A 13,182-nucleotide genomic window follows, 5' to 3' on the forward strand; every position below is an offset into this window, starting at 1 on the left:
GACGTACGGCACATGCCACCGTGTGCCCGTCGCGGCCCCTGAACGCCGCTGGTCGACGGCGAGATCGCCGAGGCCGTCGATCCCGGCGCGGCGCCGCGCGTCGTCATCGCCTCCACCTGGCCCGCCTCGACGCCCGAGCGGCGGTTCCTGCCCGCCGGCTCGAACAGCTCCGGATTCCCCGGGTCCGGGGTGTCCCCCGGAAGGCCGGCCGTTCGTCACCTGGATATGAGCGACAACTGCTCCGGCCTTCCGCGTCGAGGCTCCTGGCGCGTGCGCCATCTCGGGGCCGCGGTTCACACCGCACAAGACGCTGGACATCGATCACAGGACGGGTGGACGGACGATGACGCATGCGCAAGAGGTGCCGCTGCAGTTTCGGCGGAACGGGCTCGACCCGGCAGAGGAACTGGCCCGGGCTCGCGACGGCGAGGGTGTGGTGCGGGTGGGGACGGCCTGGGGCCTGCCGGGGTACCTGGTCTGCCGGCATGAGGACGTCCGCGGGGTGCTGGCGGATCCGGCCCGGTTCAGCAGTGCCCTGACGCCGCTTCGCGGAGCGGGTGCGCTGGATCCCGATGAGGTGGCCAGGATGCGTGCCGGGCAGCTGATCGGGTTGGATCCGCCGGAGCACACCCGGCTGCGCCGGCCGCCGTCGAAGAGCTGCTGCGGTGGCTGTCCTTTTCGCAGGCGCCTCCGCCCCGCTCCACCACGGCCGAGGTGGAGATCGCCGGGCAGGTCATCCCCGCGGGGGCGATGGTGATCTGCTCGCTTCCCGCCGCCAACCGCGATCACGCGTTCGTCGGCGACCCGGACCGGCTCGACGTCACCCGGCAGGCCGCCGGTCATGTCGCGTTCGGCCACGGCGTGCATCACTGTCTCGGGGCGCCGCTGGCCCGGATGGAGATGCGCATCGCCTTCTCCCTCCTGTTCCAGCGGTTCCCCCGTCTCGCTCTGGCCGACCCGTACGAGCAGGTCGACTTCCGGGTCTTCAGCGTCGTGTACGGCGTGAACTCGCTCCGGGTGACCTGGTGAGCCCACCGGACTGGGGGGCGACGCCGCCCGCGACGACGAACGGATCACGGCGCGCGCACGGCGTGTTGAGGCGGTGATTCCTCATCGCCTCGCCGCGGGCGGCACCGGTCAGGGAGCGATGACCAGTTCGGCGATGAGGTCGCCGTCCAGCGTGAAGCGGTAGGCCAGCTCGGCGACGCCGCCCGGGAAGTCGCCCTCCAGACGGTTGCTCGACACCCAGCGCGCGTCGTCGACGCGCTGGGCGCCGATGAGCTCGGTCGTGTAGCTGAACTCGGCTCCGGCTTCGCGCAGGAAGACGAGGATCTCGTCGGTCCCGCGGAAGGTCTGGCCCTGGTCGACGACCATGGCGGTGGGGGCGAAAGCGCGGAGGGCGGTCTCCGTGTCGCGGGCCGCGTGCGCGGCGAGGAAGCCGCGGATCGTGGCGGGGAGCTGGCCAGGCGAGATGCTGGTTGGTGTAGTCATTTCTCCACGGTGCGGCCTCTCCTGACGGGAGGGGCAAGCGCTGGACTCTCCCGCAGGGGGAGGGTGCACACTACAAGCATGCTGGCCATCGGCGAGTTCTCGCGGCTGACCCACCTGAGCGTGCGCACGCTGCGCCGCTACCACGAAGCAGGCCTGCTCGAACCCGCGACGGTGGACCACGCGACCGGCTACCGCTACTACAGCGCGGACCAGATCCCGGCCGCCCAGGTCATCCACCGCCTGCGCGAGCTCGACGTCCCGCTGCCGGACGTCCAACGCATCCTGCGCTCCCCTGACCCCGGCGCGCGCGCCGCCCTTGTCGCCGACCACCTGCGACGGCTCGAATCGGAGCTGGACCGGACACGCGCCGCAGTGGCGTCGCTGCGCCGGCTGCTGCGGCCGGAGCCGGCACCGCTCGATGTCGAGCTGCGCGCCGTCCCGGCCACCACGGTGGCCGCGATCGAGGACGACGTCGAGCACGAACACGTCATCGCCTGGTACGCCGGTGCCGCCGCCGAGCTGGACGCCCTCGTCGCCGAGCCGACCGGCGTCCTTGGCGGGTTGTACGACAACTCGCTTTTCGAAAGCGGCCACGGGCACGTGCTCGTCTACCGGCCGACGCCGGAACCCCCGCGCCGCGGCCGAGTGCACCCGGTGACCCTGCCGGCCGTCGAACTGGCCACCACCACCCATGTCGGCGACCACGACGACATCGACGTCACCTACGGGGAACTCGGCGCCTGGGTCGTGGCCAACGCGCTCGCGGTCGCCGGGCCGGTCCGTGAGCGCTACCTGGTCGGCCCTCGTGACAGGGACGACCCGGCGACATGGCGCACCGAGATCGGCTGGCCCGTCTTCCGGGTGGCCCGCCGCTGAGCCGGGACGGCTCGCGCCGTCCTCGCTGGGTAACCGGACCGTCTGCAGGGACTCCATGGACAGGGGTCGAGAGATCATGCTCTCTACGCCGCCGGCTCGTCCACGCCCTTCGAGAGACTCCGCACGGAGGAGAACATGAGGGCGACGCCATGGGACGCCTTGCGCGCTGCCCGGCGCAGCGTGGCCAGGACCGCCGGGCGAGGACGGTGTTGGTGACCGCCGGCCGGTCTCCCAGCCGGCGGTCAACGTCAGCAAGGTGAATATGGCAAAGCGGTGCATGTTCTCTCATAAGGGATCGCCAGGCCGCGTCGATGCCGTACGTGACCAGCATGGCGATCTCGGCTTTTCCTGTGACACGGTGCGGCAGCAGCCCGGCGCCCACGCCGATCCACGCACAACATCTGGAACGGCGGCCACGGGCCCACGCCGGCCGTTGGATCGCGGACGCGAGCAGGGAGGAGTTCTTCGACGAGGTACGCGTGCCCGTCGACGGCGACGCGGTCGGCTGGCCGACCTGGAGCTGCTCCGCGTTCGCGGCTACGACGCGACGACCCGCGTGGCGTGGGGTCAGGACCTGGGCGCCGGCGCCTCGGTCACCAAGCTGCTGTGGTCACGGACCAGGGCTGTAGGACACGATCCAGGCCCTCACCCGAACGCGGCGATCAAGCCGGCCGTCGCCAGGCCGGTTCCAGCCCCGGCTCTATGGCTCCCGGTGGTTCAGAAGCCGAGGGCCTGCCGGAGCAGCAGGACGGTGCCGCGCCCTGGGAAGGGTTCCGCGTTGAGGACGAGGAGGCGGTTGACGGCGCTGGGCCACCCGTGGACCGCCTGGGTGCGAGCGGTTTCCAGCGGGAGGCAGTGCTCTTCGACGCGGCGTAGCGCGGTGCTCAGGTCGGGCACCACCTTCTGCGCCCCGACGATCCAGATCGCGCGGGCGGCGCCGCCGGAGTAGCTGGGCAACTGGCTTCCGCTGCCCGAGGCGGCCACGAGGGAGCCGGTTTCGGTGACCGCGGCGACGCTCCCCACGACGACGTCGGGGCTGGCGGTCAGCCGCCGGATCTCGTCCCTCTGGGTGGCGCGGTCCATGGCCAGGATGCGTGGCTTGATGGCCTGGTATCGCCCGCTGGCGTTGATGTCCTCATCGATGCCGGACAGGCGCAGGGTCTCGCTGGCCCCGGTGAAAACGCTGGAGCCCTCGGGTATCAGCTCCTTGACGCGGGTACGCGCGGCGGCGACGTCATCGAGGATCTCCACGGTGAAACCGTGTCCGGTCAGCGCGGTGGCCGCCCGCTCCAGGGGCCCTGCGGGCGCCGGGTCGGCGAACGATGTTGCCGGCAAGGGGGTGGTCATGATGTCGCTACTTTCTGTTCGCTGGATGATGTGTTCGTTTCAGCCAGTTCGACGACACGGTCCCGTGGAATGTGAGGCGATGCGCCGGCCGCACATTCCGGTGTGCCGTGGCGTCGAGCCGGTACCGAGGGAGCGCTCTACGGGCGATCGGCTCGCCGACGGGAGTGGGAGCGATCGTGGCGGTAGGTCAGCCCCACTGGCCGGGCTCGAAGTCTCCGGTGGCGGGTTGCCGGGTGATGATGTTCATGCGGTTCCAGGCGTTCATGACGGCGATGAGGGCGGTCAGGGCGGCGAGCTGGTCATCGTCGTGGTGCTTGGCGGCGTCGGCCCAGGCCTCGTCGGTGACGCCGCCGGCGTCGGCCGTACGGGTGCCCTGCTCGGCCAGCTCCAGGGCGGCGCGCTCGGCGTCGGTGAAGACGGTCGCCTCCCGCCAGGCCGAGACCAGGTTGATGCGCACCGAGGTCTCCCCCGCGTGGGCGGCTTCCTTGGTGTGCTGGTCGATGCACACGGCGCAGCCGTTGATCTGGCTGACGCGGAGCATCACGAGCTCCCGCGTCGTGGCCGGCAGCGCAGAGTCCGACACGACCTTGCTCGCCGAGACGAACGCCTTCGCGGCCTTCGCTCCGACCGGGTTGCCGGCGTAGTCGAAACGGGCGTCCATGGGATCTCCTTGCCGTGGTGGTCGCTACACCCCTACGACGAACGGTCCGGGCAACGTCGGGACGACCTTTGATGTGACGAACGCCACATCTGCGCGGCATCAGGAGAGGCCACTGCTGTCGAGCGGCGTCAGGCGGGCGGCCGCGTCGTGGTCCGCGTCGGTACGGCACCCTCGCCATGATTCGGGCATGCGCTCCTGTTCCAGCCCGCAACGGCGGAGGGGCCATCCTTAACGTCCTGTCGGCCGCGGCCTGGACCACCGTCGACGGCAACACCTCCTACGCGGCCGCCAAGTCCTTGCAGTAGGGCCTGGCCAACGGTGTCCGGGTGGAACTGGCCGGCCAGGGAATGCACTTGCCCCAAGCTCATAGCCACAGAAACAGAGCGCGCTGCGCGCCTCGCGCGCGACGCATGATCAACTCGCCTCATGGCCGTCAAGGTGGGGGGCAGGACCCCCGGGCGAGATCCTTTCTCGATCGTCGTCAGTGTCGTCACCACGGCGGGCCGCGATGGTTGGAACACGTCACGGCGTGACCATTCTGATCGAACACACACCCGGGGAGCCTCGGTGCTTACCGGGAACAGAGGACGCATCGTTCAGGGAGTGGCGACGTGGACGCGTTCGATGACGAGCGGGCGCAGTTCGAGCCGAGTGCCGGGCGGTGCGACGGTGACCGCGTCTCGCAGTGCCGCCACGGCCGGCTCGAAGCGTTCCGGCGTGTCGGTGTGCAGGGTAAGCAGCGGCTGCCCTGTGCGCACCGATGCGCCCGGTTTGGCGTGCAGTTCTATCCCGGCCGCGGCCTGCACGGGATCCTGCTTGCGGGCGCGGCCGGCGCCCAAGTGCCAGGCGGCCATGCCCACCGCGTAGGCGTCCAGCTTGGCCAGCACGCCGGTGGCGGGCGCCACGACGGCGTGGCTCTCTCTGGCGCGCGGCAGGGTCGCGTCGGGGTCGCCGCCCTGCGCGCTGATCATGCGCCGCCACACGTCCATGGCGGATCCGTCGCGCAGCCGGTCGGCCGGGTCGATCCTGTCGAGCCCGGCAGCGGCGAGCATCTCGCGGGCCAGGGCGAGCGTCAGCTCGACCACGTCGCACGGACCGCCGCCCGCCAGCACCTCCACCGATTCGCGCACTTCCAGGGCGTTGCCCGCGGTCAGGCCGAGTGGGGTGTCCATGTCCGTCAGCACGGCTGTGGTGGTCACCCCATGGTCGCCGCCCAGTGCGACCATGGTCCTGGCGAGCTCGCGGGCCTGCCCGACGTCCTTCATGAACGCGCCGGTGCCGACCTTGACGTCCAGGACGAGGGAGCCGGCGCCTTCGGCGATCTTCTTGCTCATGATGGAGCCGGCGATCAACGGGATGGACTCGACAGTGCCGGTGACGTCGCGCAGCGCGTACAGCTTCCGGTCGGCCGGGGCGAGTTCGTCGCTCGCGGCGCAGACAGCGGCGCCGACCTCGCGGAGCTGGGCGAGCAGCCGCCCCGCCGACAAGCCGGCGCGCCAGCCGGGAATGGTCTCCAGTTTGTCCAGCGTGCCACCGGTGTGGCCGAGCCCGCGCCCGGACAGTTGTGGCACTACGGCGCCGCAGGCCGCGACCAGGGGGGCCAACGGCAAGGTGATCTTGTCGCCGACGCCCCCCGTCGAATGCTTGTCGACGGTGGGGCGGCCGCCGAGCTCCTGGGCCGGCAGGCGCATGCGCTGCCCGGAGGCGATCAGCGCGGCGGTCCAGCGGGCGATCTCCCTGCGGCTCATGCCGTTGAGCAGGATGGCCATGGCCAGGGCCGCCATCTGCTCCTCCGCCACCCGGCCGCGGGTGTAGCCATGGATGATCCAGTCGATCTGCTCGTCGCTGAGCGTGGCACCGTCGCGTTTGGCGCGGATGACGTCGATGGCCGTCACGTGGCCCATGGGGTCGGTCTCCTCATCGATCGTGGGGGTGGGGGCGCTCGCGCCCGGCGAGCCTTCTGGCCGGGCGCAGCAGGCGGCGCAGCCTCGTGCGCAGCCGCGTTCCGGGCACGAGGTGGCCAGGACGGTAGTCAATGCGCAGGACGTCGTCGCGCCGGGAGAGCGTGTCGATCGCGGCGAGCAGGCGGTTGCCGCGGTGGTCGTCCATTTCCAGGACGACGGTCCGCGACGGTGCGGGCTCGTGGACGTCCTCGCAGATCGTCAAGCTCTCGACCTTCGGCCCGGCGGCCTCGACCGTGCGCAGGATCGTATCCAGCGTGCCGTGCTCGGGCCGGTGAGTGACCCGCAGCGACGGGCTGCGGCGGGCGATGCCGCGCGCCGCGGGTTTGACCATGCGCAGAGCCACCAGGACGAGCATCACCAGGACGAGTCCGACGGCCAGCGGGAGGTAGGCCCCGGTGCCGCCCGCCATGCCCAGCGCGGCGCTGAGCCACAGGGTCGTCGGCGCGGTGGTACAGGATGCGCAGGATCTCCATGCGCTGCTGCAGGGCCAGCGGCAGCAGCGCGGCCTCCTCCTGGAGGGGCAGCGGCAGCCGGATCTCCTCCATGAGCTCGCCGATCCGCTTGGCGGCGGCGCGCCGGGAGACGAGCCCGTGCCGCAGCGGCTCCGAGCCGAAGATGATGTTCTCCAGGACGGAGAACTCGGGGACGGTGGACAGCTGCTGCCGGATCAGGCCCGGGACGGCGCCGACCTCCAGGTGCCCGGAGTCGGGCGTCAGCTCGCCCATGACGACCTTCATCAGCGTGGACTTGCCGGCGCCGTTCTCGCCGACCAGCCCGTGGATCGTGCCGCGCCGCACGCGCAGGTCGGTGCCGTTGAGGGCGCGTACCGGGCCGAAGCTCTTGCGGATGTCGCCGCACACCAGGACGTCGGTCACGGTCACTGCCCCGCCACCGGGTTGGCAACGGTGATGGCGCCCGCCACGATGTCGTCGTAGGCGGCCTTGGCGGCCTTGACGACGTCGGCGGGCACCCCGTGCCGGAGGAGGTGGTCATCGGGTCGAAGACGAACACGTCGTCCTTGAGCGTGAGGTTTCTGGTGCCGCCTCTCGGCTCTCCCGTCCACTTCTCGCCGAACAGCAGGCGGACCGAGTCAGCGACCTTCATCGACATGGTGAACGCCACGCCCTTCTCGCCGGCCTTGCCGGCCTCCTCGGGATCGACCGCCGCGACGGAGAAGCCGTTCTTGGCGGCCTCGGAGATGACGCCCAGGTTCGAGCCCGAGGCGGGCAGGATGACGTCCGCGCCCTGCTGCTTCTGCGCGATGGCCAAGGTGAGCGACTTCGCCGGGTCGGAGAACGAGCCGACGTAGTTGATGAGGACCTTGGTGCCGGGGACGGCGGCCTTGGCACCCGCTTCGTAGCCCGCCTGCCAGCGCTTGAGCGACGGGACCTCCATGCCGAAGACCGCGCCGATCGTCTTCGTCTTCGACAGCAGCGCGGCGCTCACGCCGGCCACGTAGGTGGCCTGTTCGACGGCCCAGGCGTAGGAGCGCACGTTGGGCAGGTCCACCTCGGCGTCGAGGATGGCGAACTGCTGGCCGGGGAACTCCTTGGCGACCTGCGTGAGGGGCTCGGCCGCCGAGAAGCCGGCGGTGGCGATCACCTGCTTGCAACCGCGCTGGGCGAAAGCGCGGAAGTTGTCGGCGATGGCCGTCGGAGTGGCCGACTCGACCGAGTCGATGGTCACGTCCAGCTCCTTCTTGGCCTGCTGGACACCGTCCTCGGCCCATTTCTCGAACAGGCTGCTGCCGATGGTCGCGGCGTGGACGAAGGCGTACCCGCAGTCGCCGTTCCTGGCGGCCCGGGGCGCGGGGTTGGTGGTGGTTGCGGTGCTGCATGCGCTGGTCAGGACGAGTGCGGTTGCGAGGACGAGGAGTCGTTTCATGGCTGAGGCCTTCTCGCGGAGGGGGTGGGGTCGAGGGTCCAGCGCCCGTCCTGGAACATCCAGTGTTCAAGCGCGGGAGTGGGGCGCGAGGCGGCGCGCAGCGGCACGGTCTCGCGGTCGACGTTGAGCCCGTCGGGCTCGGTACGCAGGGTCAGCAGGGTCACGGCGTGCGGACTTTCGATGAGCGGGGCCATCGACAGCTGCAGGAGCCGCCCGCTGCGCGCCGCGTGGTGGCGGTGCACGTGGCCGTGCAGGACGACGCCCGGGCCCCGGTGGCGGTGCAGTTGCCGGCGCAGCGGCCCGACGCCGCCCAGATGGTCAGGGTGTCTGAGGTGCTGCCTGGTGAGATCGGCTTCGATGTCGAGGATGGGATAGTGGCTGATCACGACGAGCGGACGGTCGCCGGGCAGGTCGTGCAGCTCGTCCCCGTCCAGGACGTGGCCGCCCTGGCGGCTCGCCCTGATGGGAACGCCGGCGACATGGAGGCCGCCGAACGCCGGTGACGGCGACGGAGTCAGCCCCGGCACCGTCAAAGCCGGAATCGCCTGCTTCGCGGCGGCCAGGGCGTCGCGTACCGGTTCGACGTCGTGGTTGCCCGCGACGGCGATGACGGGCCGGCCCGCGCGGGCCAGCTCGCGCAGGCCGCGCACGAGCAGGTCGGGCTCGGCGAAGTTCGTCACGTCGCCGAGGAGCAGGACGGCCTCGGCGGCGCTGGCCGCCACGAAGTCGACAGCCTCCCGCCACAGCGTCCACGACTCCGGGAGCAGGAGCCGGTCGTTCCAGTGGCCGTACGGTGTGCCGGGCGAGCAGAGATGGCTGTCGGCGATGACGGCGAGGCGGGCGGCGGCCATCAGAACCGGTGCTCCGCCAGCACACCGCCGGTCAGTTCCAGGGCCGCGGAGGCCGCCGCCGGGCGGCGCTGGCGCCATCGTCGCCGCGATCGTGGCCAACATCGCGATGGCCGTCGCGGGCGGCCACGGCACCGACCGCACCGACGAGCGCGATCGCGAGATCAACCACGTCAGCGAGCGCATCGGGCAGTCGATCGTCGTCATCGGCGCGCTCGCCGCACTGAACATGGCCATCGCCGAACTGCGCCACTTCTGGATCGCCAACGCCGTCTACCTGGCGTTCGTGCTGTCCGCGGGGCTCAGCTCGGTTGCCAAGATCATGGCGTACCGCAAGGGCGGCTTCCAGACGTGGTGAAGCCGACGCAGGTCACCAACACGATCCGGGCCCTGCGGTTCGCGCACGGCGAGATGACCCAGGCCGAGCTGGCCGACCGGGTCGGCGTCACCCGCCAGACCATCATCGCGATCGAACAGGGTCGCTACTCCCCCTCGCTGGAGATGGCCTTCCGCATCGCCCGGGTGTTCCGGGTCGGGCTCGACGACGTCTTCCAGTACCCCGACACCGAAGGAGACCCCTCATGAGGGCGATCGTCCAGGACGAGTACGGCCCGCCACACACGCTGAGCCTCGGCGAGGTCCCGGCCCCGACGCCCGGCGCCGACGACGTGTTGATCCGGGTGCACGCGGCCGGCGTCGACTACGGCGTGTGGCACGTCATGACCGGGCTGCCGCTCATCGGCCGCCTCGGTTTCGGCCTGCGCCGGCCCCGCAACCGCGTGCCGGGCATGGACGTGGCCGGCGTCGTGGAGTCCGTCGGCGCCAACGTGACCGCGTTACGCCCCGGCGACGAGGTGTACGGCGCGGCGACCGGCACGTACGCGCAGTTCGCGCTCGCCCGCCCGGGCAAGCTCGCCCGCAAGCCCGCCAACCTGAGCTTCACCGAAGCGGCGGCCGTACCCGTGTCGGGGGTGACCGCGTTGCGGGCCGTCGGCCAGGTCACCGCCGGCGCGAAGGTGCTGGTCATCGGCGCCGGCGGCGGAGTGGGCAGCTTCGCGACGCAACTCGCGGTCGCCGGCGGCGCCCACGTCACCGGCGTGTGCAGCACGGCCAAGGCCGACCTCGTCCGGTCGCTGGGCGCCCAGGCCGTCATCGACTACACGCGCGAGCCCCTCACCGGGACGTACGATCTGATCATCGACATCGCGGGCCTGCGGCCGCTGGCCCTGCTGCGCGGGCTGCTCGCCGAGCGCGGCCGGCTCGTCATCATCGGCGGCGAGGGCGGCGGTCGGTGGTTCGGCGGACTCGGCCGGCTGCTCGCCGCCCGGCTGATCACCCCGTTCACGCGCCAGCGCCTGGACGCGCTGATCGCGCTGACCCGCACCGCCGACCTGGACGCGCTGCGCGACCTCATCGAGGCCGGGTCCGTGCGACCGGCCGTCGGACGCACGTACTCCCTGGCGGAGGCCCCCACCGCGGTGGGCGACCTGGCTGCGGGCAACGCGCCGGGAAAGCTCGTCATCACGGTCGATTGACCCCGGGACGTCGGGATCAACAGCCTGCTGCTGCGGGGCGACAAACCGATCAGGAATCGAGAAGCGCCAGTCCCTGAGCCGCACCTAGCGTGATCTGTCATGGAGCGCACCACGTTGGTGGCGGCCACCCGCCGGCCACCGTCATGATCGCCGATGGCGATGTGCTCGGCTGCGCAACGACCGACGAGTGCCGGGCCATGCCCTCGCACTCAGCTCGTCGCGACAACACCGAGCATCGGCTCACCCAGCACGAAGACGTCCGGGTGAGCCGAGCCATGGGCGATCGGTGCGCTGCATCCAGTGCCGCTGTCCACGGACTGGAACAGGAGCGTTGCAGTCAGCGACGTCCGCAGGCGGCTGAACGTCCCTCCCGGCAGGTCGCTCTGGCCGGGGTTGCTCGTCTTCCAGAGGAGGTCTCATTGACCGGGAACACGTGGGTTCGGCAGACTCACCGCTGGTTGTCCATCGTCTTCACGGCGACCGTCTTGGTCAGTATCGTCGCCGTGCTCCAGGAGGAGCCTGCCGAGTGGGTGTTCTACTTGCCGCTGCTCCCGCTCGTCTTGCAGCTGTTCACGGGTCTGTACTTGTTCGTGTTGCCGTATGCCGCCAGACGGCGCAGTGGGCAGCGCCCCGCTCGGGAGACATGACCCGGACGCTCAGCCCGGGAAGACGCAGCCGGGCCGGCGACAACCCGGGGCTCACCGCGCCGGCCGACCGCTTCGATCCGAGTTGAGGAGTGAGGCGAACGTCATCTCCGTCGTGAGGTCCTAAGCGGTTACGCGACCCACCTTCTCGGCGGACGTGTTGGGTGCGGTGGTCAGGCGGCGCCTGCGCCTGGGCAGGCCGTAGGTGGGGTGTGAGGTGGCCCACAGTGCCGTCGTGAGGATTCCCGCCTTGACCCGCGCGGCTTTGCGGCCGCCCTGATACGTCGGTTTTGCCTGTCCTTCGTGGTCGATCATCTGCAGGATTCCGTCTCGCCGCCCGAGGCTGATGTGGTTGTAGGTGTAGACCAGTTTGGTGTTCGTGATCGTGCGCCCGGTCAGGCGTGCCACGATCGCCTCGATGGCCTGCCGGCTGGTGTAGCCGGCCGACGCGCACGACATCGGCATCGGCCGGCCGTTGTCGCCGATGGCGTGGACGCTGTCGCCGATGGCGTACACGTTGGGGTGCGAGATCGACCGCATGGTGCGATCGACGACGATCTGACCGTTCTCGGTGACCTCCAGCCCGCTGTCGGCGGCGATGGGGTTGACCGCGAACCCGGCTGTCCACACGGTCGCGTCGGACGCCAGGGTGGTGCCGCCGGCGCACCGCAGCAGCGTCGCGTCGACGGCTTCGACGCTGGTGTGCTCCAGGACGGTGATGCCCAGCCGGTCGCAGGCCCGGCGCAGGTGGCCGCGGGCTCCGGCGGAGAGCCGGGCGCCCAGCTGCCTGCGGGCGATGAGCGTCACCGACAGGCCGGGCCGGGATTCGGCGATCTCGGTGGCGGTCTCGATGCCGGTCAGCCCGTCGCCGACGACCACCACGCTCCCGCCTTCGCCCCGCCTGTCCAGGCTGTCCAGGCGTTCGCACAGGCGCAGCGCCGAGGGCCGGCCGGTGACGTCGAAGGCGTGCTCGGCCACACCGGGGACGCCGTGGTCGGCGACGTGGCTGCCGAGCGCGTAGACCAGCGTGTCGTAGCCGAGCTCGCCGGCGTCGGTGCCGGCCATGGCGACGAGCCGGCGCTCGAGGTCGACGGCGGTGACGCGGGCCAGGCGCAGCCGTATCCCCGTGTCCGCGAAGACGTCGGCGAGCTTGGGAACCTCGATCTCCTGGCCGGCCGCCACCTGGGGCAGCCGCATGCGCTGCACGAAGTGCGGCACGGCGTTGACCACGGTGATCACGGTGTCCTTCGGGGACAGCCGGCGGGCCAGGTTGCCGGCCGCGTAGGCCCCGGCATAACCGGCGCCGAGGACGACGATGCGGTGCTTCATGTGGTGCTCCTGTCGGGTCGTTTGCTTTGTGGTGAGTGGGCCCGGTCCCGGGTCACCGATCTTCGTGTTGGGGGTTGCCGTGCGCCTGTGCCGAGAGGTCCTGCCAGTCGGCCCAGGTCTTGAGCCGGTCGGCGTAGGCCTGCTGCAGCGTCGGGTAGAAGCCCTGTCCGAAGAGCACCCGCAGCGGCGGGGCGTCGGAGTCGACGAGCGTGAGGAGGGCTTGGGCGGCGGCGGCCGGGTCGCCGGCGGGCTGCTTGCCCGCGAACGCGGCGATGCGCCGGCGGAGGCCGTCGTAGATCGGGTCGGGCTCGGCCAGGTGGCCGTTGGCGAGGGGGTCGGGGTTCTTGCCGTCCCTGGTGGCGAAGCCGCCGGGCTCGATGACGGTCACCTTGATGCCGAACTCGGCGACCTCCTGGGCGAGGGATTCGTTCACCGCTTCCAGGGCCCATTTGGAGGCGCTGTAGGCGCCGCTGAGTGGCATCGCGAGGAGCCCGGCCGCGGAGGACAGCTGGATGATGTGGCCCGAGCCCTGCTCGCGCAGGTAAGGCAGGGCGGCCTGGATCACCCACACCGCGCCGAACAGGTTGGTCTCCAGCTGGTCGC

Annotated in this window: 12 protein-coding genes and 3 pseudogenes; 5 read left to right on the top strand and 10 right to left on the bottom strand. The window is 71.1% G+C overall.

Translation table 11 applies throughout. The annotated features are described in order from the left end of the window. Nucleotides 1-651 precede the first annotated feature (651 nt). A pseudogene (locus tag ACTWPV_RS47905) lies at nt 652-1,029 on the top strand (cytochrome P450); the annotation flags it as partial. 108 nt (nt 1,030-1,137) lie between these two features. Here the strand turns inward: ACTWPV_RS47905 and ACTWPV_RS47910 are convergent. Further along, a complete protein-coding gene (locus ACTWPV_RS47910; RefSeq protein ID WP_443156945.1) occupies nt 1,138-1,491 on the bottom strand; it encodes a nuclear transport factor 2 family protein in 354 nt (117 codons plus the stop codon). A 78-nt stretch (nt 1,492-1,569) separates the two neighbouring features. Here ACTWPV_RS47910 and ACTWPV_RS47915 point away from each other — a divergent pair, with 78 nt between their 5' ends. Continuing rightward, on the top strand, nt 1,570-2,367 hold the full coding sequence (locus tag ACTWPV_RS47915) for a MerR family transcriptional regulator (RefSeq protein ID WP_443156946.1): 798 nt from the start codon (nt 1,570-1,572) through the stop codon (nt 2,365-2,367). Nucleotides 2,368-3,084: 717 nt separating this feature from the next. Here ACTWPV_RS47915 and ACTWPV_RS47920 read toward each other — a convergent pair. From ACTWPV_RS47920 to ACTWPV_RS47950, 7 genes and pseudogenes are all read right to left on the bottom strand, one after another. Continuing rightward, nucleotides 3,085-3,714 carry an LUD domain-containing protein gene (locus ACTWPV_RS47920; RefSeq protein ID WP_347648647.1) on the bottom strand — a complete coding sequence of 210 codons (630 nt, stop codon included), beginning with the start codon at nt 3,712-3,714 and terminating at the stop codon, nt 3,085-3,087. A gap of 187 nt (nt 3,715-3,901) precedes the next feature. Next, a complete protein-coding gene (locus tag ACTWPV_RS47925; protein ID WP_347648648.1) occupies nt 3,902-4,375 on the bottom strand; it encodes a carboxymuconolactone decarboxylase family protein in 474 nt (157 codons plus the stop codon). A 596-nt stretch (nt 4,376-4,971) separates the two neighbouring features. Further along, nucleotides 4,972-6,270 (bottom strand): thymidine phosphorylase, encoded by a 1,299-nt coding sequence (locus ACTWPV_RS47930; RefSeq protein ID WP_443156953.1) that lies wholly within the window; start codon nt 6,268-6,270, stop codon nt 4,972-4,974. A 22-nt stretch (nt 6,271-6,292) separates the two neighbouring features. Next, the gene (locus ACTWPV_RS47935) at nt 6,293-6,748 is read right to left on the bottom strand and encodes a hypothetical protein (protein ID WP_443156947.1); all 456 of its coding nucleotides are present in this window, start codon (nt 6,746-6,748) and stop codon (nt 6,293-6,295) included. Nucleotides 6,749-6,839: 91 nt separating this feature from the next. After that, nucleotides 6,840-7,220, bottom strand: a pseudogene (locus ACTWPV_RS47940) (ATP-binding cassette domain-containing protein); the annotation flags it as partial. A gap of 175 nt (nt 7,221-7,395) precedes the next feature. Beyond that, nucleotides 7,396-8,223 (bottom strand): annotated as a pseudogene (locus ACTWPV_RS47945) (BMP family lipoprotein); the annotation flags it as partial. Beyond that, on the bottom strand, nt 8,220-9,074 hold the full coding sequence (locus ACTWPV_RS47950) for a metallophosphoesterase family protein (RefSeq protein WP_443156948.1): 855 nt from the start codon (nt 9,072-9,074) through the stop codon (nt 8,220-8,222). The gene ACTWPV_RS47950 and the pseudogene ACTWPV_RS47945, both read right to left, overlap by 4 nt. 91 nt (nt 9,075-9,165) lie before the next feature. On the opposite strand from ACTWPV_RS47950, the gene ACTWPV_RS47955 reads away from it, so the two are divergent. The 3 genes from ACTWPV_RS47955 to ACTWPV_RS47965 are packed head-to-tail and all read left to right on the top strand — an operon-like array spanning nt 9,166 to nt 10,606. Next, a complete protein-coding gene (locus ACTWPV_RS47955; protein ID WP_443156949.1) occupies nt 9,166-9,429 on the top strand; it encodes a hypothetical protein in 264 nt (87 codons plus the stop codon). Next, nucleotides 9,423-9,656 carry a helix-turn-helix transcriptional regulator gene (locus ACTWPV_RS47960; RefSeq protein ID WP_347648659.1) on the top strand — a complete coding sequence of 78 codons (234 nt, stop codon included), beginning with the start codon at nt 9,423-9,425 and terminating at the stop codon, nt 9,654-9,656. The genes ACTWPV_RS47955 and ACTWPV_RS47960 overlap by 7 nt, the downstream gene beginning before the upstream one ends. Next, nucleotides 9,653-10,606 carry an NAD(P)-dependent alcohol dehydrogenase gene (locus ACTWPV_RS47965; protein WP_443156950.1) on the top strand — a complete coding sequence of 318 codons (954 nt, stop codon included), beginning with the start codon at nt 9,653-9,655 and terminating at the stop codon, nt 10,604-10,606. The genes ACTWPV_RS47960 and ACTWPV_RS47965 overlap by 4 nt, the downstream gene beginning before the upstream one ends. 767 nt (nt 10,607-11,373) lie before the next feature. Here the strand turns inward: ACTWPV_RS47965 and ACTWPV_RS47970 are convergent. Together ACTWPV_RS47970 and ACTWPV_RS47975 are read right to left on the bottom strand one after the other, a co-directional pair. Next, nucleotides 11,374-12,579 (bottom strand): NAD(P)/FAD-dependent oxidoreductase, encoded by a 1,206-nt coding sequence (locus tag ACTWPV_RS47970; protein WP_443156951.1) that lies wholly within the window; start codon nt 12,577-12,579, stop codon nt 11,374-11,376. Between the two features lie 52 nt (nt 12,580-12,631). Further along, on the bottom strand, nt 12,632-13,182 hold a 551-nt coding region (locus ACTWPV_RS47975), incomplete at its 5' end, for an SDR family NAD(P)-dependent oxidoreductase (RefSeq protein WP_443156952.1).

This window comes from Nonomuraea sp. KM88 (assembly GCF_052245635.1).
Taxonomy (GTDB): Bacteria; Actinomycetota; Actinomycetes; order Streptosporangiales; family Streptosporangiaceae; genus Nonomuraea.